This is a genomic window from Pseudomonas sp. FSL W5-0203, from assembly GCF_001896155.1.
Taxonomy (GTDB): domain Bacteria; phylum Pseudomonadota; class Gammaproteobacteria; order Pseudomonadales; family Pseudomonadaceae; genus Aquipseudomonas; species Aquipseudomonas paracarnis.
Genome location: NZ_MPOR01000007.1, coordinates 170386 through 190943, shown reverse-complemented (window position 1 = coordinate 190943; position 20558 = coordinate 170386). Strand labels below are relative to the sequence as shown.

The 20558-nt window shown below is 60.7% G+C and carries 20 protein-coding genes; 13 read left to right on the top strand and 7 right to left on the bottom strand.

The annotated features are described in order from the left end of the window. Together BOP96_RS09510 and BOP96_RS09505 are read right to left on the bottom strand one after the other, a co-directional pair. The coding region (locus BOP96_RS09510) for a DUF4158 domain-containing protein (protein WP_138726212.1) at positions 1-1903 on the bottom strand (1903 nt) is incomplete at its 3' end. Next, positions 1887-2489 carry a recombinase family protein gene (locus tag BOP96_RS09505; RefSeq protein WP_010465829.1) on the bottom strand — a complete coding sequence of 201 codons (603 nt, stop codon included), beginning with the start codon at positions 2487-2489 and terminating at the stop codon, positions 1887-1889. The genes BOP96_RS09510 and BOP96_RS09505, both read right to left, overlap by 17 nt. A 191-nt stretch (positions 2490-2680) precedes the next feature. Here BOP96_RS09505 and BOP96_RS09500 point away from each other — a divergent pair, with 191 nt between their 5' ends. The 10 genes from BOP96_RS09500 (at position 2681) to BOP96_RS09455 (ending at position 9442) form a co-directional block, all read left to right on the top strand. Continuing rightward, the gene (locus BOP96_RS09500) at positions 2681-3058 is read left to right on the top strand and encodes a type II toxin-antitoxin system RelE/ParE family toxin (RefSeq protein ID WP_042933781.1); all 378 of its coding nucleotides are present in this window, start codon (positions 2681-2683) and stop codon (positions 3056-3058) included. Further along, complete coding sequence (locus tag BOP96_RS09495) at positions 3039-3374, top strand: helix-turn-helix domain-containing protein (protein ID WP_001172026.1); 336 nt, start codon at positions 3039-3041, stop codon at positions 3372-3374. Before BOP96_RS09500 ends, BOP96_RS09495 begins: the two co-directional genes overlap by 20 nt. Before the next feature lie 14 nt (positions 3375-3388). Continuing rightward, complete coding sequence (locus BOP96_RS09490; RefSeq protein ID WP_232877936.1) at positions 3389-3607, top strand: hypothetical protein; 219 nt, start codon at positions 3389-3391, stop codon at positions 3605-3607. A gap of 140 nt (positions 3608-3747) precedes the next feature. Further along, positions 3748-4074, top strand: coding sequence for a hypothetical protein (locus BOP96_RS09485; RefSeq protein WP_000091614.1), 327 nt, complete (start codon positions 3748-3750; stop codon positions 4072-4074). Beyond that, entirely contained in the window at positions 4071-4451 is a 381-nt protein-coding gene (locus BOP96_RS09480; RefSeq protein WP_001054412.1) for a hypothetical protein, read from the top strand. Before BOP96_RS09485 ends, BOP96_RS09480 begins: the two co-directional genes overlap by 4 nt. A gap of 117 nt (positions 4452-4568) precedes the next feature. After that, complete coding sequence (locus BOP96_RS09475) at positions 4569-5849, top strand: HD-GYP domain-containing protein (RefSeq protein WP_071536772.1); 1281 nt, start codon at positions 4569-4571, stop codon at positions 5847-5849. A gap of 304 nt (positions 5850-6153) precedes the next feature. Beyond that, the gene (gene dksA, locus BOP96_RS09470; protein ID WP_003195761.1) at positions 6154-6558 is read left to right on the top strand and encodes an RNA polymerase-binding protein DksA; all 405 of its coding nucleotides are present in this window, start codon (positions 6154-6156) and stop codon (positions 6556-6558) included. A gap of 27 nt (positions 6559-6585) precedes the next feature. Further along, positions 6586-7791: a zinc metallochaperone GTPase ZigA gene (zigA, locus tag BOP96_RS09465; RefSeq protein WP_019818158.1), complete on the top strand. Its 1206-nt coding sequence runs from the start codon at positions 6586-6588 to the stop codon at positions 7789-7791. Continuing rightward, complete coding sequence (locus tag BOP96_RS09460) at positions 7791-8435, top strand: DUF1826 domain-containing protein (protein ID WP_073452540.1); 645 nt, start codon at positions 7791-7793, stop codon at positions 8433-8435. The genes zigA and BOP96_RS09460 overlap by 1 nt, the downstream gene beginning before the upstream one ends. Positions 8436-8479: 44 nt before the next feature. Further along, positions 8480-9442 (top strand): CobW family GTP-binding protein, encoded by a 963-nt coding sequence (locus tag BOP96_RS09455; protein ID WP_073452538.1) that lies wholly within the window; start codon positions 8480-8482, stop codon positions 9440-9442. Here BOP96_RS09455 and BOP96_RS09450 read toward each other — a convergent pair. Continuing rightward, positions 9436-9831, bottom strand: coding sequence for a DUF3301 domain-containing protein (locus BOP96_RS09450; RefSeq protein ID WP_003195752.1), 396 nt, complete (start codon positions 9829-9831; stop codon positions 9436-9438). The two genes, BOP96_RS09455 and BOP96_RS09450, sit on opposite strands and share 7 nt — an antisense overlap. A 117-nt stretch (positions 9832-9948) precedes the next feature. Between BOP96_RS09450 and pdxY the strand changes: the two genes are divergently transcribed. Then, positions 9949-10821: a pyridoxal kinase PdxY gene (pdxY, locus tag BOP96_RS09445; protein ID WP_014720557.1), complete on the top strand. Its 873-nt coding sequence runs from the start codon at positions 9949-9951 to the stop codon at positions 10819-10821. A gap of 133 nt (positions 10822-10954) precedes the next feature. On the opposite strand, the gene BOP96_RS09440 is transcribed toward pdxY, so the two are convergent. Beyond that, positions 10955-11440, bottom strand: a complete 486-nt coding sequence (locus tag BOP96_RS09440; RefSeq protein ID WP_003195747.1) for an acyl-CoA thioesterase — start codon at positions 11438-11440, stop codon at positions 10955-10957. A 282-nt stretch (positions 11441-11722) separates the two neighbouring features. Between BOP96_RS09440 and BOP96_RS09435 the strand changes: the two genes are divergently transcribed. Next, positions 11723-13483, top strand: a complete 1761-nt coding sequence (locus tag BOP96_RS09435; RefSeq protein WP_014720556.1) for a cation:proton antiporter — start codon at positions 11723-11725, stop codon at positions 13481-13483. Positions 13484-13552: 69 nt separating this feature from the next. Here BOP96_RS09435 and BOP96_RS09430 read toward each other — a convergent pair whose 3' ends face one another. The 3 genes from BOP96_RS09430 to uvrD form a co-directional block, all read right to left on the bottom strand. Next, positions 13553-13960, bottom strand: coding sequence for an SMI1/KNR4 family protein (locus BOP96_RS09430; protein ID WP_014720555.1), 408 nt, complete (start codon positions 13958-13960; stop codon positions 13553-13555). 135 nt (positions 13961-14095) lie between these two features. After that, positions 14096-14962: a Tim44 domain-containing protein gene (locus BOP96_RS09425; protein ID WP_003195740.1), complete on the bottom strand. Its 867-nt coding sequence runs from the start codon at positions 14960-14962 to the stop codon at positions 14096-14098. A gap of 217 nt (positions 14963-15179) precedes the next feature. After that, entirely contained in the window at positions 15180-17363 is a 2184-nt protein-coding gene (uvrD, locus tag BOP96_RS09420) for a DNA helicase II (RefSeq protein WP_014720554.1), read from the bottom strand. A 278-nt stretch (positions 17364-17641) separates the two neighbouring features. Between uvrD and BOP96_RS09415 the strand changes: the two genes are divergently transcribed. Then, entirely contained in the window at positions 17642-20515 is a 2874-nt protein-coding gene (locus tag BOP96_RS09415; RefSeq protein WP_073452535.1) for a putative bifunctional diguanylate cyclase/phosphodiesterase, read from the top strand. The last annotated feature ends 43 nt before the right edge of the window (positions 20516-20558 follow it).

The following is a 20558-nucleotide window of genomic DNA, read 5'->3' as shown; positions in this document are numbered from 1 at the left end:
GGGCAATGATCACCGCCATCAGACTGTCGGCGTCGGCTACCTTCTTCGCATAGCGTGGCTGCAATGGTGTCAGCGCCGACAGGAACTGGCACTGGCCGTTGACGAAGCGAAACACGTCGGCGACATCGCAGTATGGCAGTTGCTCGTAGAGAGCTTGCTCGCGCGCCTTCTGGTTCTCCCCCTTGGGCTTGCGCCAGGTCAGTCTCTGCGTGTCCTTGTCGTATTCCAGGTGCGTCAGCTTGCCCTGTTTCAGCTCGCGATTGAACGCCACCCATTGCGCACGCAACTCGGCCGCCAGTGCATCGAGCTGGGCACTGACCGGCTGCCGCAGGAAGGGGATGTCCATCTGCGCGAGCACGGCGGCTTTCTCGTCCATCGAAACCAACTCGTCGGACAAATGCCGGTGCTGCAAGCTGTCGTCAATGTAGAGCTCGCCCGCCTGGAAGCGTTTCCTGACCTGACGGTAAAGCCAGAATTCGTAACGATCGGCATGCAGGCCTGTCGGCGTGCCTTCGGCATCGAACATCAGCAGGTACGGACGCAAGCGTTTCGGCAGCGTTGCCGCCGGACATTCGTCGAGTGGCCGTTGTGATAGGCGCTGCTGCTTGGCGAACACGCTCTTGGCCCAAGTCAGCGCCGCGAGCCATGGGTTATCGGGGGCCGTGCCGGCGAAGTCGAGCGCGACGTACAGCGGCCGTAGATGGCGTCGAATGCGTTCGGCCAGGCCGTCCACCGCCTGCCAGTGCAGCGCCAGTTTGTTCAGTGGCTTGACGCTCATGCGCTGCGCCGTGTTTTGCAGCAATTCCCTGGACATGATTTTGTAGGCGCGTTGGCGCACCTCGCCGAACGGCGTCGGATCGGCCACGCTGTCGTCCACGTACAGCGACAGCAGGCGGCCAACCTGCGGCGTTTCCTGATGGCGTCGCAGCTGTTCGGCGACAAAGGACTGTTTCGCACCCGTGCGGCTCTCGTCCTCAAGTTTTTTCATGTGGAAGGCCATCGCGTCGACCAGGTTGTCGGTGAGCTGCCGGTAACGTACCCAGGCATAGCACAGCAGGTAGAGCCGGGTCTGCTCCGCCTTCAGGTGGCGCAGGTCATGGACGGTATAGAAGTTCGCCAGGCTCGCGTAGTACAGCAGGTTCTGCTGCGAGATGCCGAGCTTGGGCAGCAGCGCCTTGGCGATCCCGTGCAAGGACTTCAGCGTGGCGCGCTTCTCGCGCTCCCCTGCCATCTGACGCCAGCCGAAATCTTTAGCGTCCTGCTTGAGCGCTGCCAGTTGAGACAGGGTGTCGTCACGCACCAGGAGCTGGCCCAGCGCAGCTTTGGCCGATTCGTCCAACACTTCTGCCAGCAAGCCGCCCAAGCGCCTGCGTTCGGTGGACAGGGCTTCACTGACCAGCTCTTGTAAGGTGGTGTGGCCGGGCCGGATGATTTTGTGCTCGCTGAGCCAAACGATCAGTTCGGCGGCCACGAATCCTGGCATTACGTCGCGCCGCACGATCTGTTCAGCCTGCTGTGCCAGTTGCGGCAGGAAGCTAGCCGCCCACGACCGGTAGCCGAACAGTTCGGCGATCTGACCCCTCTGGCTGTAGTGCTCATGCTTGGTGATCGCCTTGCGTTCGAACGCTTCGCCGTGGAAATAGCGACTCAGCACGAAGGCGCAATCGTCCTCGACCTCATGCCAATCGAAGCGGAAGAAAGCATGCTTGGCCTTGAAGTAGCCGATCTGCAAGACGCAATAGACTTGGGCCTGCAGGCTAGGCCGGCTGCTGGCGAACGCCAGTTCAGATTCGGTCAACGCCAGGTATTCCAGCCGCTGAGCATCGTCGAAGTCCGGTAGGCCGTACAAGGCTTCCTGCTCTGCGTCAGAAAAGACGGTGAGTAGCTTATTCTTGTTGCTCATCGACCGTCCTTCCCGCACCACGCCAACCTGCTCGCGTCAATGTTTCGATCAACGTAGTGCGCTTGACATTGAAGTTGCGGCACACCGCCGCCTTAGACATGCCGCCATCGAGCGCGGCGACGATGGCGTCCAGCTTCTCACCAGTGATCGCCTGCGGCCGGCCGCCGATCCGGCCGCGTTTGCGTGCGGCGGCCAAGCCCGCGACGACGCGCTCCTGAATCAAGGCGCGCTCGTACTGCGCGAGCGCACCGAACACCTGGAACAGGAATTCGCCCGAGGGCGTCGTAGTGTCCAGGTTCTCTGTCAGCGAGCGGAACGCCACCCGCTTGTCCTTGAGCGAAGTCACAATGGCGAGCAGGTGCGACAGCGAGCGACCGAGCCGGTCGAGTTTCCACACCACCAGCACATCGCCGGCTCGAACGAACTCAAGCGCCCGCGCCAAGCCGGCACGGTCATCCTTCGCGCCAGAGGCACGATCCTCAAACAGGTGACGCGGATCGACGCCGGCGGCGAGCAGCGCGTCGCGCTGCAAGTCCGTGCTCTGGCGGTCGGAGTCCGACGACACGCGCATGTAGCCAACCAACATAGGCGGATAACCATCAAAAACAGGTTTCCGCATAATAGTGAATAGCGATAGAGTTTTCCGTACATTTTTGAGGGGGTGTTGCACAGGTAGCACAGCGGCGGCTGACAGCCTGTCGCAAAACAAATGTTTTACGACACCTCCTTGAGGTTGCCGCGTTTACATCATTACCTGAACAGGTATAAAATTCCGTCATGACAAACAAAGAAAAACCGCTCGAATGGATCGCGAGCAGCCACAAGGATTTGATGGCGTTGCCGTCCGACGTGCGTCGCCGTTTCGGTTACGCGCTCTCGTTGGCGCAGATAGGCGATCAGGATGACGCAGCAAAGGTGCTCAAGGGGTTCGGTGGTACCGGCGTGCTGGAGGTCGTCGAAGACGATGCCGGCGGCACCTATCGAGCGGTATACACGGTCAAGTTTGCGGAAGCGGTGTTCGTCCTGCACTGCTTCCAGAAGAAGAGCAAGAGCGGAATCGCCACGCCAAAGGCCGACATGGACATCATCCGCGCTCGGCTGAAGGTGGCCGAGGTATTGGCACAGGAGCTACGAAATGCAAAAACGAATCATTGAAGGCGTCGAGGTTCAGCGCAGCTCGGGCAACGTCTTTGCCGACCTTGGACTGCCTGACGCTGAAAAGCTCAAGATCAAGACCGGCCTGGTGGTCGAGATCAGGAGGGCCATGCGCGCCCTTGGGCTGACTCAACAAGCGGCGGCCAAACGCATGGGCATCCCGCAACCGAAGGTGTCGGGCATGATGCGCGGCGACTTCACCAATCTATCCGAACGCAAGCTGATGGATTGTCTGAATCGCCTCGGCTACGACATCGAAATCAAGGTACGGCCAGCAGCCGAGCCGATCGGGCATCTAACGCTCGCAACCGCTTAATCGGAGCTCTCCTGATGGCAGCCCGCATCACCGACGACGAATGGGACGAACTGACTCCCGAGAATTTCGATACCACGGCACTGCTGCGTGCAGTCGATGCCGTGGACGTGCTGCGCGGCGATTTGAATGACAGCGCAGACGGCGCACCTCCGCAACTGCGCACCGACCTGTTGAAGCTGCATCAACTGGCAATGGCCGCGTTCAACGAGGGATCACGCAGCCGAGTGGCTTAGCTATTTGATCTCGCCGTGGATCTTCAGGATCAGGTTGATCATCTGATGACCTCGCTGGAACAAGTGCAAGAAACCCTGTCCCGGTTGACGGCGCTCTACCCAGAAAGCCTGTCCTGAATGTTCTTGGAGACAACCACATCATGAGCCGCAGCCGCCGCAAAACGCCCATCGTTGGGCACACGACCTGCCGTAGCGAGCGCGAGGACAAGAAACTCTGGCATCAGCGCTGGCGAACCCACGAGCGCACCGCGCTGGCCAGCGCGTCGCCGGAAGCTCTATGCGCCCATCTGCCTCTACTGGAAAACCAGGTCAGCAACGTCTGGTCGATGGGTAAGGATGGCCGCTCCTACTGGCCCATCAAGCGCCAGGCCGCCACGGCGGATCGCATTGCCAACCACAAGGGACGCAATCCGCAAGAGCGCGCCTCCCTGAAAAAGCGTCTGCTGCGCAAGTGGATGAGCAAATGAACCTGTCCACCATCGAGGCGCTGGCTATCGCTTGGGCGCGAATCGCTGAAGAAGCAGAACTCCCAGCCGGCTACGAGGGCACGGCGACGCCAGAGGCGCATCGGGCCTGCGAGGTGATCCAGGAGCGGATTCGAGAGCACGTCGTCGCCACCAATGACATGCGGCTGTTCGGCCTGCTGCACCTGCTTGGGCAGGCGTCGCTGCGCATGGAGCAAGCGCTGTGGCCGGAAGAATATGCGCGGATGACCCGCGAGGTCGAGGAAGCTCTCCGAGAGGCCGACGACCCCAACGCCAAGTCGTACACCCACGAAGAAGTCATGCAGGCGATGCAGGAACGCATCGACCGAGCGCGAGACAAAGCCATGTTGATCGGCTGACGGAAATTTCGGCGGTTCCGGCTGATCCAAGAATCTTGGCGTGACCTTACCTCCGCTCTACCGCTGGGTGCCAGCCTCGGCGCACGCCTAACCACCCAACTCAGAAAGGAAAATAAGTTGGTAAAACGCATTCCCGTATCCGAGCTTCGTCTCGGCATGTACATCCACAAGCTCGCCGGCTCTTGGGTTCGACACCCATTCTGGCGCGGCAGCTTCCTGCTGACCGAGCCTCAGGATCTCTCTGCCATTCGAGAATGTGGCGTCGGGGAGGTCTGGGTCGACTTGGCCAAAAGCCAAGTCGACCCAGAGAGCCCAGAGAGCCCAGAGAGCCCAGAGCCCAGAGCCCAGAGCCCAGAGCCCAGAGCCCAGAGCCCAGAGCCCAGAGCCCAGAGCCCAGAGCCCAGAGAATTGTCGGAGGAGCAATCTCTGCCGTCTAGTCCACTAAGCAAGAAAAGTGACGGCGCAACCTCAATGGAGAGCGAAATGTGTTATGCACGGAAACTCTGTCTTGCGGCCAAGTCCCAAGTCATGGACATGTTCCAGGAAGCCCGGCTTGGCAAGGCCGTCGACCCAAGCACGACGTTGCCGCTGGTCGGAGAAATCGCTGCCTCGGTGCTGCGCCAACCTCATGCCCTCATCAGCGTCGCACGCATCAAAACGCACGACGATTACACCTACCTGCACTCGGTTGCCGTCTGCGCCCTGATGCTATCGCTGGCCCGGCATCTCGATCTAGACGAGGAGCAAACGCGCCTGGCTGGCATCGGCGGACTGATGCACGACCTAGGCAAGGCCGCGATGCCGCTGGAAGTGCTTAACAAACCAGGCAAGCTCACCGATGCCGAGTTCGCCATCATGAAGCGCCACCCTGTGGAGGGCGCAAAGATGCTGCGCGCAGGCGGGGCCGAGCCCGGGGTGGTGGACATTGCCCTGCACCATCACGAGAAGATCGACGGAACCGGCTACCCGGATCGCTTGGCCGGTGACGCCATTTCACTCCTGGCCCGCATGGGCGCAATCTGCGACGTCTATGATGCCGTGACGTCGGAGCGAGCCTACAAAAAGCCGTGGGACCCGTCCGCGGCGATGCGGCAGATGGCCAAGTGGGAGGGCCATTTCGACAAACGCATCTTCCACGCCTTCGTCAAGGCCGTGGGCATCTACCCCGTCGGCTCCTTGGTTCGCCTGTCCTCTCAGCGTCTGGCCGTTGTCGTTGAGCCGGGAATGGAATCACTGCTGACTCCCAAGGTTCGCGTGTTCTTCTCGCTACGCTCGAGAGAGCCGATCCCGATGCAGACCATCGACCTGGCGGCCACGAGTTGCAAGGACAGTATCACTGGCCCCGAAGACCCGACGCTCTGGAACTTCAAGAACCTCGACGACTTGTGGATGGAATAGCCCCCACAAAACGACGGCCCCGTGAGGGAGCCGTTGAACATCGTCGAGCGATGCCCGTCCAGGGAGGGATGGCCGAGCTCGATTCTCCAGAAGGTAGCTGGTGACACGAGTGTTGAGCCCACCCAACTAGGGTGACGGAAATTTCTGGGGTTCCGGCTTACATCCCCAGGTATCTCATCGGGTTTCTCAGCGTAAGAAGGTGACCCAGCATTGCGCCCTTCGTCGCGGCGAGCAAGAGGGATTGGCTTATTTGTATTGTTATACTATAACATAAAAGTACAGCCCGACCCGCGAACCCCTTCCCATGACCGAACACGATCTTTTGGCCCAACCAGCGGCCGACTACATGAATGAGGCCCAGCAGCGCTTCTTCCGCGAATTGTTGCTGGCTCAGCGTGATGACCTGCAAGCCCGTATCGACGCAGAGTTCCAGGCGCTGCGCGAGCAGGAAACCAACAGCGATCTGGCGGATATCGGCAGTGCCGAAGAGCAACGCCAATGGCAACTGCGCCTGCTGGAGCGCGAAAAGAAGCTGTTGGACAAGATCGACGATGCCCTGGAATTGCTGGCCCGTGGCGAATACGGCTGGTGCCGTGAAACCGGCGAACCCATCGGCCTGCAACGCCTGCTGCTGCGCCCCACCGCCACCTTGTGTATCGAAGCCAAAGAACGTGAAGAGCTGCGCGAACGCCATAAACGGGCAGTTTGACCGGCCAACCTTGATGAGGAATACCTGATGCCCAATCGTCTCCCTGTGACCGTGTTGTCCGGCTTTCTCGGCGCCGGTAAAAGCACGCTGCTCAATTATGTCCTGCGCAACCGCGACAACCTGCGGGTGGCGGTGATCGTCAACGACATGAGTGAGATCAACATCGACGGCAGCGAGGTGCAGCGTGATGTCACGCTCAATCGTTCGGAAGAAAAACTGGTGGAGATGAGCAATGGCTGCATTTGCTGCACCTTGCGTGAAGACTTGCTTGAAGAGGTGGGAAAACTCGCCAAAGAAGGTCGTTTCGATTACCTGCTGATCGAATCCACCGGTATTTCCGAACCTTTGCCCGTGGCCGAAACCTTCACGTTTCGCGATGAAAACGAGCAAAGCCTGGCCGACATTGCACGCCTGGACACCATGGTCACTGTGGTCGACGGTATGAATTTCCTGCTCGACTACCAGGCTGCAGAAAGCCTGGCTTCACGGGGCGAAACCCTCGGTGAGGAGGATGAACGTTCCATCACCGACCTGTTGATCGAACAGATCGAATTCGCCGACGTCATCCTGATCAGCAAGATCGACCTGATCAGCAGCCGCGAGCGCGAAGAACTGATGGCCATCCTCGAGCGCCTCAACGCCCAGGCGGAAATCATCCCGATGGTCATGGGCGAAGTGCCGCTGAACAAGATCCTCAACACTGGCCGTTTCGACTTCGAACGCGCCGCCCAGGCCCCGGGCTGGTTGCAGGAATTGCGCGGTGAGCATGTGCCGGAAACCGAAGAATACGGCATAGCGTCCACGGCTTACCGTGCGCGCCGGCCTTTCCATCCACAGCGGTTTTTCGACTTTATCGACCGCCCCTGGGTCAACGGCAAGCTGTTGCGCTCCAAGGGTTTCTTCTGGTTGGCGAGCAAACATCAGGATGCGGGCAGTTGGTCCCAGGCGGGCGGGCTGATGCGTCATGGGTTTGCCGGGCGTTGGTGGCGCTTTGTGCCGAAAAGCCAGTGGCCTCAGGACGAAGAAAGCGTGGCGGCGATCATGACTAACTGGCAGTTGAGCACGGGTGACTGCCGTCAGGAACTGGTGTTTATCGGGCAAAACATCGATTTTGTCCAGATGCGTACCGAGTTGGACGCCTGCTTGCTCAACGATGAAGAAATGGCCCTGGGCGTCGAAGGTTGGCGCCAGTTGCCCGACCCGTTTGGCCCTTGGTATGAGCAGGTCGCCTGATGCTGGCCCCGGTCATTCCCCTGCGGCCCGTCATCCGCCAGACACATGGGGAAACGCCGCTGGCGCTGTCCGATATCCTCAATGACGGCGTCAACCTGGCCATCTGGCAGCGCCAACTGCCCCTGCATATCGCTGAGTTTGGCGCTTTGCTGGTGGCGCTCAATGAACCGTTGGCCGAGTCCTTGGTGGTCGAGTTGGTTAGCGAAGACTGCGTGCTGAACTTGCAAGGTTTGGCGTCCAGTTGTCACGATCTTGAAGGCTATGATGGGTTTATCGCCGATGTGTCGTGGCTGGTCAGTGCATTCGCCTGTCTGCTGGGCGCCAAGCGCATCGGCGTGCGTTTACGGCTATTGGACAAGGCCATGTGCCCGCGCTTTCACGTCGATCACGTGCCGGTTCGGCTGATCACCACCTACGCCGGTATCGGTAGCCAATGGTTGCGCGAAGGCGTTATGGACCGGCGCACATTGAGCCAGGCGGATGCCGAGCCCACTGAGCGCATCGAGCAGATTCATTGCGGTGAAGTGGCGCTGCTTAAAGGCACCAAATGGCACGGCAATGAAGGACATGGGCTGATCCACCGCTCGCCAGCGCTCAAGGCCGATGAGCGACGGTTGATCCTGACGCTGGATTGGCTGGCATAACCGCGTAGGATCAAACGCTCTAAACGGCCTGAACCATGCCTCATATGCTGCAGAACATTCCTACCCATGTGATTGCCGGGCCCTTGGGCGCCGGCAAGACCAGCCTGATCAAGCACCTGCTTGCCCAGCGCCCGGCCAACGAGCGCTGGGCGGTGCTGATCAACGAGTTCGGCCAGATCGGCCTGGATGCAGCCTTACTCACCCAAGACGATGACGGTATCGCCCTGGGCGAGGTGGCAGGCGGCTGTTTGTGTTGTGTGAACGGCGCACCGTTCCAGGTAGGGCTGGGCCGCTTGTTGCGTAAGGCTAAGCCGGACCGGCTGTTTATTGAACCCTCAGGCCTGGGCCATCCGGCGCAATTGCTCAAGCAACTGCGGCAGGCGCCATGGCAAGACGTGCTGGCCGTGCAGCCTTGCGTGCTGGTACTCGATGCCCAGGCATTGGCGGCGGGCAGGCCGTTGCCCCAGGCACAGCAGGAGGCGTTGACCAGTGCCGGCCTGCTGGTGCTGAACAAGGACGAGACGCTGACTGCTACGCAACGTCAGGCGATCGAAGCGCAATTACCCGATTGCCCGCGCCATTGGACATGCCAGGCGCAATTGCCACTCGACCGGTTGCCCGGTTTGAAAGCACAGGCCCAAAGCGCTGTGGATAACTTTGCGGTGCCTGAAGCAGTGGGGCAAATGCCGGCGATCTGGAGCGACCCTGGGCTGCCGATCTGTTTGAGCCAGAGCCAGGATGGCGGCTGGAGTATCGGCTGGCGCTGGCACCCAAGCCAGCGATTCGATGTTAGCCGTCTGCATCAGTGGCTATCGAGTTTGGGCTGGTGCCGGGCCAAATTGGTTATCCACAGCATTGACGGCTGGGTGTCCGCCAACGCTGTGGATAACAGCCCACTGCACTGGCAACCCAGCGCTTGGCGGCGCGATTCACGTGTTGAGTTGATCTTCAGCGCACCACAGGACGTGGCCGCATTGCAAAGCGCCCTGGCAGCCTGCCGTTACTGATGTTTCTTGCTGGCGTGGTCCTGGCGCCACTGGCTCAATTCGATGATCTCGGCGCTGGGCAGCGGCTCCTTGGTTTCGAACGGGTAGGGCGCCAGTTCGATCTGCGCGCTGTGGGCGCCGAATTGGGTGATGACCCCGGCGTGCCGGGTTTCGCCGGTCACCGTAAACTCGAAATTATAGATGCGCGCCAGGCGTCGGCGGCCATTGGCATCCTTGACGAAACCGATGCGTTTGAGCGCCACGGCACCGTCGAGCAGCTCGATATCGAGCTTGGCGCAATGCTGCTTGACCCGCGCCAACGCCCGTTCACGCAAGCCGTGGTTGTGCCAAACCCAGGCGGCGCCGGTGGCCAGCAGCATCAAGACGAAGATGTTTCCCAGGGTCAGCATTCCATGAACTCCAACAAAGTGAGCGCAGCTTAACTGTGTCGCCGGTCTGTCGTACAGGCTGCGTTTAGTCGCATACTGCTCGGCCAGAAATTCAACGGTTTTACGGAAATCTCCCGCATGAAACGTACACCTCACCTGCTTGCGATCCAGTCTCATGTGGTCTTCGGCCACGCCGGAAACAGCGCCGCCGTGTTCCCCATGCAGCGGGTCGGGGTGAATGTCTGGCCGCTCAACACGGTGCAGTTTTCCAACCACACACAGTATGGACAGTGGGCGGGCGAAGTGTTGGCGCCGCTGCAAATTCCTGCGCTGGTGGAGGGTATTGCCGCGATTGGCGAGCTGGGCAACTGTGATGCGGTGCTGTCCGGGTACCTGGGCAGTGCAGACCAGGGCCGTGCCATCCTCAGCGGTGTGGCGCGCATCAAGGCGATCAACCCCAAGGCGCTGTACCTGTGCGACCCGGTGATGGGCCACCCGGAAAAGGGTTGCATCGTGCCGCAGGAGGTCAGCGATTTCCTCTTGGATGAGGCTGCCGCCATGGCGGACTTCCTGTGCCCCAACCAACTGGAGCTGGACAGTTTTGCCGGGCGCAAGCCGCAATCGCTGTTCGATTGCCTGGCGATGGCCAAGGCCTTGCTGGCGCGCGGGCCCAAGGCTGTGTTGGTCAAGCACCTGGATTACCCAGGCAAACTGCCAGAAGGGTTTGAAATGCTGTTGGTGACGGCCGACGGCAGTTGGCACTTGCGTCGGCCCCTGCTGGCGTTTCCGCGTCAGCCAGTGGGCGTGGGCGACCTGACGTCCGGGCTGTTCCTGGCGCGGGTACTGTTGGGGGATAGCCTGGTGGCCGCTTTTGAGTTCACCGCTGCGGCCGTGCATGAAGTGCTGCTGGAAACCCAGGCCTGCGCCAGTTATGAACTGGAACTGGTGCGGGCCCAGGACCGTATTGCCCACCCTCGTGTGCGCTTCGAAGCTACACCGATCAGCCTGTAAGCACACAAAACCCAATGTGGGAGCGGGCTTGCCCGCGATGGCGGTATCTCAGTCAAAGCGATGTCGACTGAACCACTGCTATCGCGGGCAAGCCCGCTCCCACATTTTTTTGAGTTGATTCGCCGCTTGGAGTTTACGGCGCGTCGGCTTTGATTTCCCGGTAGCGCTTTTCCAGTTCCTGGCGAATCTGCCGACGTTGCTGAGCCTGCACAAAGCGGCGCTTGTCCTCGCTGTTCTGCGGCTGCAAGGGCGGTACGGCGGCAGGTTTGCGCTGGTCGTCCACGGCCACCATGGTGAAGAAGCAGCTGTTGGTATGGCGCACCGAGCGTTCACGGATGTTCTCGGTCACCACCTTGATGCCCACTTCCATCGACGTATTGCCGGTGTAGTTGACTGACGCCAGGAAGGTCACCAGCTCACCGACATGAATCGGCTCGCGAAAAATCACCTGGTCCACCGACAGCGTGACCACATAACGACCGGCATAACGGCTGGCGCAGGCGTAGGCCACTTCGTCGAGGTACTTGAGCAGCGTGCCGCCGTGCACATTGCCAGAGAAGTTGGCCATGTCAGGGGTCATCAGTACCGTCATCGACAGCTGGGCGTTTCCGGGTTCCATAGCACACTCACGGGTTGTAGGCATTGGTTGGGGGGAGGCACCTCTGCGGGTACTCAAAGTCTTTGCAGCGCCATCCCTAACGGGACGCCGTCAGGCGGCTTGCCGTCACGCGCGCAGCGATCTGTTTCCATATATTGCACCGGCTTTCCAGCAGAAGTCGCGGTGTTACCCTTCAAAAGCCCTTCTCAGGGCTTTTCTTACGATCAAGGCAGACTTTTCCGACCCTTCAAAGGCGCGGCCAGAAGTGGGAAAAGCGCCGGCACCCTCAAGGAGCCCCTCGCCATGCACGCCATCAGCTTTATCCAGGACTTGGCCGTGATCATGCTGGTGGCAGGGGTGGTCACTATCCTGTTTCACCGCTTCAAGCAGCCGGTGGTGCTGGGCTACATCGTTGCCGGCTTCATTATCGGCCCCCACACCCCGCCGTTTGGCCTGATCCACGATGAAGACACGATCAAGACCCTGGCGGAGCTGGGGGTCATCTTCCTGATGTTCTGCCTGGGCCTGGAATTCAGCCTGCGCAAGCTATTCAAGGTAGGGGCCACGGCGTTTATCGCGGCGTTCCTGGAAATCGTGTTGATGATCTGGATCGGCTACGAGATCGGCCGCTGGTTCGACTGGAGCACTATGGACTCTCTGTTCCTCGGCGCGATCCTGGCAATCTCCTCGACCACCATTATCGTCAAGGCCCTCAACGACCTGAAGATGAAAGACCAGCGGTTCGCCCAGCTGATTTTCGGCGTGCTGATTGTGGAGGACATCCTGGGTATCGGCATCATTGCGTTGCTGTCGAGCATTGCGGTGAGTGGCACGGTCAGCTCCGGCGAGGTGTTCTCCACGGTCGGCAAGCTCTCGCTGTTCATGATTGTCGCCCTGGTGATTGGGATTTTGCTGGTGCCGCGCCTGCTGGCTTATGTGGCCAAGTTTGAAAGCAACGAGATGCTGCTGATCACTGTATTGGGGCTGTGCTTCGGTTTCTGCCTGTTGGTGGTGAAGTTGGAATACAGCATGGTGCTCGGAGCCTTTTTGATCGGCGCAATCATGGCTGAATCCCGCCAGTTGATTAAGATCGAGGGTCTGATCGAGCCCGTTCGCGACATGTTCAGCGCAATTTTCTTCGTGGCGATTGGCTTGATGATCGACCCGCAGATTCTGCTGCAATACGCCTGGCCCATTGCGGTGATCACCGTGGCCGTGGTGCTGGGCAAGATGCTGTCGTGCGGGCTGGGCGCGTTTATCGCCGGCAACGATGGTCGCACCTCGCTGCGGGTTGGTATGGGGCTGTCACAAATTGGCGAGTTTTCTTTCATCATCGCGGCGCTGGGGATGACCCTGCAGGTCACCAGCGACTTTCTGTATCCCGTGGCGGTGGCCGTTTCGGCGATCACCACACTGCTGACTCCCTACCTGATTCGCGGGGCCGACCCGCTATCATTGAAGATCGCCGCACTGATGCCCACGCGAATGAGCCGAGTGTTCGGCATGTATGGAGAATGGTTGCGCAGCATTCAGCCTCAGGGCGAGGGGGCGATGTTGGCCGCGATGATCCGCAAGATCATCCTGCAAGTCGGGGTAAACCTGGCATTGGTGATCGCAATCTTCTTTGCCGGCAGCTTTTTCGCAGGGCGCATCGGTGGGTATCTGGAAGGCTGGGTCAGCGATCAAAGCTGGCAGAAGGCGTTGATCTGGGGCGGGGCGCTGCTAGTGTCGTTGCCGTTTCTGATTGCGGCGTATCGCAAGCTCAAGGCGCTGTCGATGCTGCTGGCGGAGATGAGCGTGAAGCCAGAGATGGCCGGGCGTCATACCCAGCGTGTGCGAAGGGTGATTGCGGAGCTGATCCCCCTCTTGTCGCTGCTGGTGATCTTCCTGCTATTGGCAGCCTTGTCGGCCAGTATTCTGCCGACCAACAAGTTGCTGGTGTTGATTGCCGTGGTCACGGCGGCGGTGGCTGCAGTGCTCTGGCGCTGGTTTATCCGTGTGCATACGCGGATGCAGGTTGCGTTGCTGGAGACGCTGGACAACCACAAGGATACGGAACACTGACTGGCGTTGGCGGGGGCTGCTTTGCAGCCCAGCGGGAGCAAGCTCCCTCGCCACAAAAGCTATCAAGTATCAGCTTTCCAGCCAGACGTCCCGTGCCCAGTGCCACACCGATTCCCAGGTTTCTTCGGTGACCAATTCTTCTTCGGCGGACCACAACACCACGGTGCCGTCTTCTTCGACGCAGTAGTAGTCGTCGCCGTCCTGGCAGATCGGGATCAGGCTGCGATCAACACCGGCATCCCAGGCGTTGGCCGCGACGTCCGGCAGGTAAGTGTGGGACTGCGGGTCGGTGACGGTCACTGGCTCCAGGCTGCCATAGACTACGTCGCTGACGGTCAGCAAGAATTCACGGAAGACAAAGGGGATGTCGATGAACAGTTGTTCCTCGATTTCCACCAGCAGGTCTTCGTCAGGTAGCTCCAAAGGAACCGGGACCGGTTCGTTGGCTTCACGCAGTTGTTCGATGATTTCTTCCACGGCCGGGATCCTCTTGCTAGATGGCGCGGTTTATAGGGGCGTTTTATACAGTAGCTCGCTATAAGTGCAACCGTGAAATAGAAAACCCCGGACATGTCCGGGGTTTTTGTTACCGCTTGCTCAAACGCGCAGGTATTAGCCGTTCTGGCGGATACCGGCGACCAGCCATGGCTGGTCGTCGCCCTGGGCGCGTTCCATGTTCCAGCTTTCGCTGAACACTTCGCCCTGGTCGAAACGCGAGGACTTCGACACACCGCTGAAGGTCAGGGTGGCGATGGTCTTGTCGGCACGATCGTCCACGCCATCGAGCTGTACGCGCAGGTCGTCGATGTAGGTCGACTGGAAGGCGTCACCGATCTCGGCACGTTCGCGCTTGAGGAACTCCAGCAGTTGCGGGGTCACGAACTCGGAGATCTTGTCCATTTCGTTGGCATCCCAGTGCTGCTGCAGGGACTGGAAGTGGCTGCGGGCCGCTTCGACGAAACGCTCTTCGTTGAACCAGGCCGGTGCGTTGATCACCGGACGGGCGGCAGGGGCTGCCGAACCACCGAAGATCGAACCCATGGCAGGCTTCTGTTCGAACGCTTCACGCTGCATCGGCGCGCCGGCTGGAGCCAGGTGCTCCTGCTGCTTGCGGCGACGGGCGGCGATAAAGCGGAAGACCAAAAAGGCGATGACGCCCATGATCAGGATGTCGAAGATCTGCATGCCCTGGAAGCCGTCGCCCATGAACATGGACGCGAGCAGGCCACCGGCGGCGATGCCGGCCAGTGGGCCCAGCCAGCGCGAAGCACCGCCGGCCTTGGCAGCAGCGCCAGCGGCACCGGCTGCGCCTGCAGTAGCCGCAGCACCGCCCGCACCGGCGGATGGAGCCATTTGGCTGGTCTGGTGAGTCGGTGCCGCGCCCGAGCTTTTGCCGCCACCGAAGCGTTTGGCGTTGGCGTCGAGGCTCATCGTCAGGCCGATGCACAACGCCATGGCGATGCTAAGAAAACGTTTCATATAGGGAATTCCCATTTGTGGATTGCACGCGCGCCATGTTGCACAGGTGTCGTGGCAGTGGCTAGCGGCATAATGTTTCGGGCTTTTGCGTAAGACCAAATCCGAAGGGTCTGTAGGACTAATTATAGATATTGGCCCGCACGCCTCTAAAACAAGGGTGGGCCAATAATCTTCATGTTACGCAGTGTTTCATGATGGTGGGCTTATTGTGGCCAGCTCAGACCGCTTCGAGCTTGGCGTAACCCATCATCAGCCACTTGCTGCCCTCGGCGAAGTTCACCTGCACCCGGGCCTGGGCGCCGGCGCCTTCGAAGTTGAGGATCACGCCTTCGCCGAAGATCGCATGCTTGACCTGCTGGCCCAGGCTGAACGGGGTTTCCGGTATTTCGGAACCGGCAAACATGCTGCTGGAGTTCTGTTGCTGGCCACCGCCGAACGGGCGGCTGACGCTGTTGGACAAGCGCACTTCCTGGATCAGCCCCTTGGGCACCTCACGTACGAAGCGCGACACCTTATTGTAGGTTTCGCTACCGTACAGGCGTCGGGTCTCGGCGTAGGTCATCACCAGGTTCTGCATCGCCCGGGTAATGCCCACGTAGGCCAGGCGGCGTTCTTCTTCAAGGCGGCCGGGTTCTTCCAGGCTCATCTTGTGAGGGAACAGGCCTTCTTCCATGCCCACCAGGAACACGTAAGGGAATTCCAGGCCTTTGGCGCTGTGCAAGGTCATCAGCTGGATGCTGTCTTCATGCTCGTCGGCCTGGGTATCGCCGGCTTCCAGCGAGGCGTGGCCCAGGAAGGCGGCGAGCGGCGTCAGCTCTTCGTCGTCCTCGGTGTTTTCGAACGCGCGGGCGGCGCTGACCAGTTCCTCAAGGTTTTCTACCCGGGCCTGGCCTTTCTCGCCTTTTTCCGCTTCGTGATAGGCGATCAGCCCGGACTGCTCGATCACGGTCTGAGTCATCAGGTGCAGTGGCATCTCTGCGCACTTGGCGGCCAGGTTCTCGATCAGCTCGACAAACACCCCCAACGCCCCGGCAGCACGGCCAGTCAGGCCTTTGTTGGCGATCAGCAAGCGCATGGCTTCCCACATCGACACATCGGCATGGCGCGCATGGTCGCGGATCGCTTCAACGGTTTTCTCGCCAATGCCACGCGCCGGGATATTGATCACCCGCTCCAGCGCCGCATCGTTACCACGGCCCTCAAGCAAACGCAGGTAGGCCATGGCGTTCTTGATTTCGGCACGTTCGAAGAAGCGCTGGCCGCCATAGATGCGGTAGGGGATGCGCTCGCGCAGCAACGCTTCTTCCAGCACCCGCGATTGGGCGTTGGAACGGTACAGAATCGCGATATCGCTACGGGCCAGGCCGGTTTTCAGTGCGCTTTCGATGGTTTCCACCACATAGCGCGCTTCATCGTGCTCATTGAACGCCGCGTACAGGTTGATCGCTTCGCCTTCCCCGCCGTCGGTCCACAACTCTTTGCCCAGGCGCCCGGTGTTGTTGGCGATCAAGGCGTTGGCCGCCTTGAGGATCCCGGCGGTGGAGCGGTAATTCTGCTCCAGGCGGATGGTCACCGCGTCCGGGAAGTCTTCGGAATACTGGTAGATGTTCTCGATTTTCGCGCCGCGCCAGCCGTAGATCGACTGGTCGTCATCGCCCACCACCATCAGGCTGTCGCCGCCCTTGGCCAGCAGGCGCAACCAGGCGTACTGCACGGCGTTGGTGTCCTGGAACTCGTCCACCAGGATATGGCGGAAGCGTTTCTGGTAATGGGCCAGCAAACCGGGGTTGTCGCGCCACAGGTCGAGGGCACGCAGCAGCAGTTCGGAGAAGTCGATGACGCCGGCGCGCACGCAGGCCGCTTCATAGGCCTCATAAATGCTGCGCATGGTGGCCAGGAACAGGTCGCCGCTGGCCTGGATATGTTGCGGGCGCAGGCCCTCGTCTTTCTGGCCGTTGATAAACCACTGCGCCTGACGCGCCGGCCAGCGTTGTTCGTCCAGGCCCAGTTCGCGGATCACGCGCTTGACCAGGCGTTGCTGGTCGTCGCTGTCGAGAATCTGGAAGGTCTGGCTCAGCCCCGCTTCCTGCCAATGCGCCCGCAACAGGCGGTGCGCCAGGCCGTGGAAAGTGCCCACCCACATGCCGGCCGGGCTGATGCCCATCAACTGCTCGATGCGATGACGCATCTCGGCAGCGGCCTTGTTGGTGAAGGTCACCGACAGGATGGAATGCGGGGACGCGTTTTCGACCTGGATCAACCAGGCGATACGGTGCACCAGCACTCGGGTTTTACCGGAGCCAGCACCGGCCAGGACCAACTGACGGCCAACGGGGGCCGCTACGGCCTGGCGTTGGGCATCGTTGAGGGAGTTCAGCAAAAGAGAGAGATCATCGCGCATCGACGCATTCTATGGGCCTTGGGGGGCCTGGGCAAATCCCAATGCCGGATGGTTGATGCAAAACACCTGCAGGCTAGCGACGCGGCGAACATTCTGACGGGGGTGATGACCGGTTGGTCATCGGCCGCAACCCGTGCCGTGTCTTGCTCAAGCGGTCTGGGCCAAAGGTTTGCGGCCGATCGCAGCGGGTTTTTTATGACTTGTAGCAGTTTGGCCCAGGCGCTTGCTTGTGTATGCTCCGTCGACGTTTCGGGCTCACCATTATAAGAACACCGCCTATGACCCTTAGCACCGACCTGTTTGGCCCCTCGCCGGCCCCAGCACAGGTCATCCGTAAACACTATGCAACCCAAATCGCGGTTGAGCGCACGCGCCTGCTCTATCAGGGCTCGTTGCTGCCGACGCTGCTGATGCTGGTCAACGGGCTGGTCTGCGCCTGGTTGCTGTGGAACCCCAATCAATACCTGCTGGACAGCGTCTGGCTGCTCTGGCTGCTGGCCCTGGTGGCGATGCGCGTGATTCAAGTAGCGGCCTTTGACTCGGCCATGCCCAGCCGGCAGGCCCAGCCCGTGTGGCGCCGTATGTTCATGCTCGGCTCGGCGGTCAGTGGCCTGACCCTCTCGGCTGCGGCCATTGCCCTGGTGCCCACGGACAGTTTCATGCATCAAGCCTGGGTGTTTGGCCTGATCGGCGCCGCCACCTTGTCGGCCAGCGTTGCCTATGCCGTGAGCTTTTGGGCCTACCTGTCGTTTGCCTTGCCGTGCCTGGTGCCGGCCATCGTCTACCTGTTCTGGAATGGCACACCGCAGCAACAAGGCTGGGGCGTGCTCGGGCTGATCCTGCTGGCGTCCCTGAGCCTGGTGGCGTGGCAGGTCAACCGCCTGATCCAGCGCGGGTTGTTGCGCCGTTTCCAGAACCAGGCCCTGATCGAGCATTTACAGCAGGCGCAGCAACGCAGTGAGCAGTTGAACCAAGACCTGGTGCGCGAAGTCGAGCAGCGCCGCGAGGTGGAGCAGAACTTGCGTGAAGCCCAAGTCGGCTTGCAAGACCGTGTGGCGCAACGCAGCCAGCAATTGGATGCTGCCAGCCTCGCCTTGAGTAAAAGCGAAGCGCGCCTGGCCATGGCCCTGCAAGCCAGTGAACTGGGCCTGTGGGACTGGAACCTGCAAACCGACGAGGTCCACCACACGCAACTCAAGGAGTTGTTTGGCCTGGAGCCCGAATACGTCACGGCGATGCTCAGCCACCTCAAACCGCGCTTGCACCCCGACGATCTGCCACTGCTCAAGCACGCGCTGGTAGAGCACCTCAAGGGTCGCAGCGAGGACTATCAGGTGGAATACCGGATACGTCATGGCGATGGGCATTGGGTGTGGATCGAAGACCGCGGGCGCGCCGTGGAGCGCACGCCCAGTGGCCGCGTCATCCGTATGCTGGGCACGCGTCGCGATATCAGTGCCAGCAAGGCCGTAGAAGAGCAGCAACGCCTGGCTTCGACGGTGTTCGAGGCGGCCAGCGAAGGCATTGTGATCCTCGACCCGAACTACGCGCTGATCGCCGTGAACCAGGCGTTCAGCCGCGTCACCGGCTTTGACATCGACGACATGCTTGGCCGCAACGTCGTGGAACTGCCCTGCAGTCGCGATGCGCGGCGCCACTTCCCGCTGATCCGCCAGGCATTGCTCAGCCACGGCACCTGGCAGGGCGAATTGGTGGAGACGCGCAAGAACGGCGAACTGTACCCGCAGTGGCTACAACTGAACGTGGTGCGCGATGTGCGGGGAAACGTCAGTCATATCGTAGGCTTCTTCGCCGATCTGTCCGCCCGGCGCGAGTCGGAGGAGCGCATGCGCTACCTCACCCACTATGACGAGTTGACGGGCCTGGCCAACCGTTCGCTGTTTCGCGAACGGCTGCGCGAGGCTCACCAGCGCGTGCGCCAAGGCGGTCGCAGCCTTGCGCTGCTGCATATCAACCTCGACCGCTTCAAATTGCTCAATGACAGCCTGGGCCATGAAGTGGCCGACCAACTGCTGCAGAAAATGGCGCGGCGCTTGATCAACGCGCTGCCGGAGGCCGACACCATTGCGCGCCTGTCCGGTGATGAATTCGCCGTGTTGTTTGACGCCTATGGCAACCTATCGAGCCTGGCGCGGGTGGCGACCCGGCTGCTGGCGAAATTGCGCGTGCCGGTGAATGTGGAGGGGCATGAACTGGTGGTCAGCGCCTCGATGGGCGTCAGCCTGTTGCCGGATAACGCACGGGAAATTTCTGCACTGGTCAGCCAGGCGAATATGGCGATGCAGCACGCCAAGCATTTGGGCGGGAATAATTTCCAGTTCTTCACCGACAGCCTGCAAGCCAGCACCCTGGAGCGTTTGCAGCTGGAAAACCACCTGCGCAAAGCCATCGACGAGCGTCAGCTCACGGTGTTTTACCAACCCAAGCTGTGCCTGGCGACGGGAAAGCTGAAGGCTGCCGAGGCGTTGGTCCGCTGGGAGCATCCGCAGTGGGGCATGGTGCCGCCGAGCGACTTTATCGGTTTGGCGGAAGAAACCGGCTTGATCGTGCCGTTGGGTGAATTTGTGCTGCGCCAGGCCTGCTGGCAGGCCTGCGAATGGCAGCGTCAAGGGCTGGCGCCGATTCGCGTGTCGGTCAACTTGTCGGTGCATCAGTTGCGCCAGGGCAAGCTGGTCAGCCTGGTACGCCAAGTGCTGGAAGAAACCGCACTGGACCCGCAATACCTGGAGCTGGAACTGACCGAAAGCCAGTTGCTCGACAGCGTTGAACACATCATCGCCACCTTCCAGCAACTGCGTGACCTGGGGGTGAAGCTGGCCATCGACGACTTTGGCACCGGTTACTCATCCCTCAGCTACCTCAAACGTATCCCGGTGGACTACGTAAAGATCGACCAGGCCTTTATTCGCGGGCTTGGCCAGGGGCGCGAGGATGCGGCAATCACCCGTGCGATCATCGCCATGGCCCACGGGTTGGCGCTCATGGTAGTGGCCGAAGGCGTGGAGGATCAGCAGCAGCTGGATTTCCTGCGCGGCGAGCAGTGTGACGAGGTACAGGGTTACCTGATCAGCCCGCCCATGCGGGCCGAGGGGCTGGCAGATTTGTTACGTAAAAATGCAGATTTTTCTTAGCGCAGCGTAGGCCGCCTTTATGGCTACATAGCGCCTGCCCGCT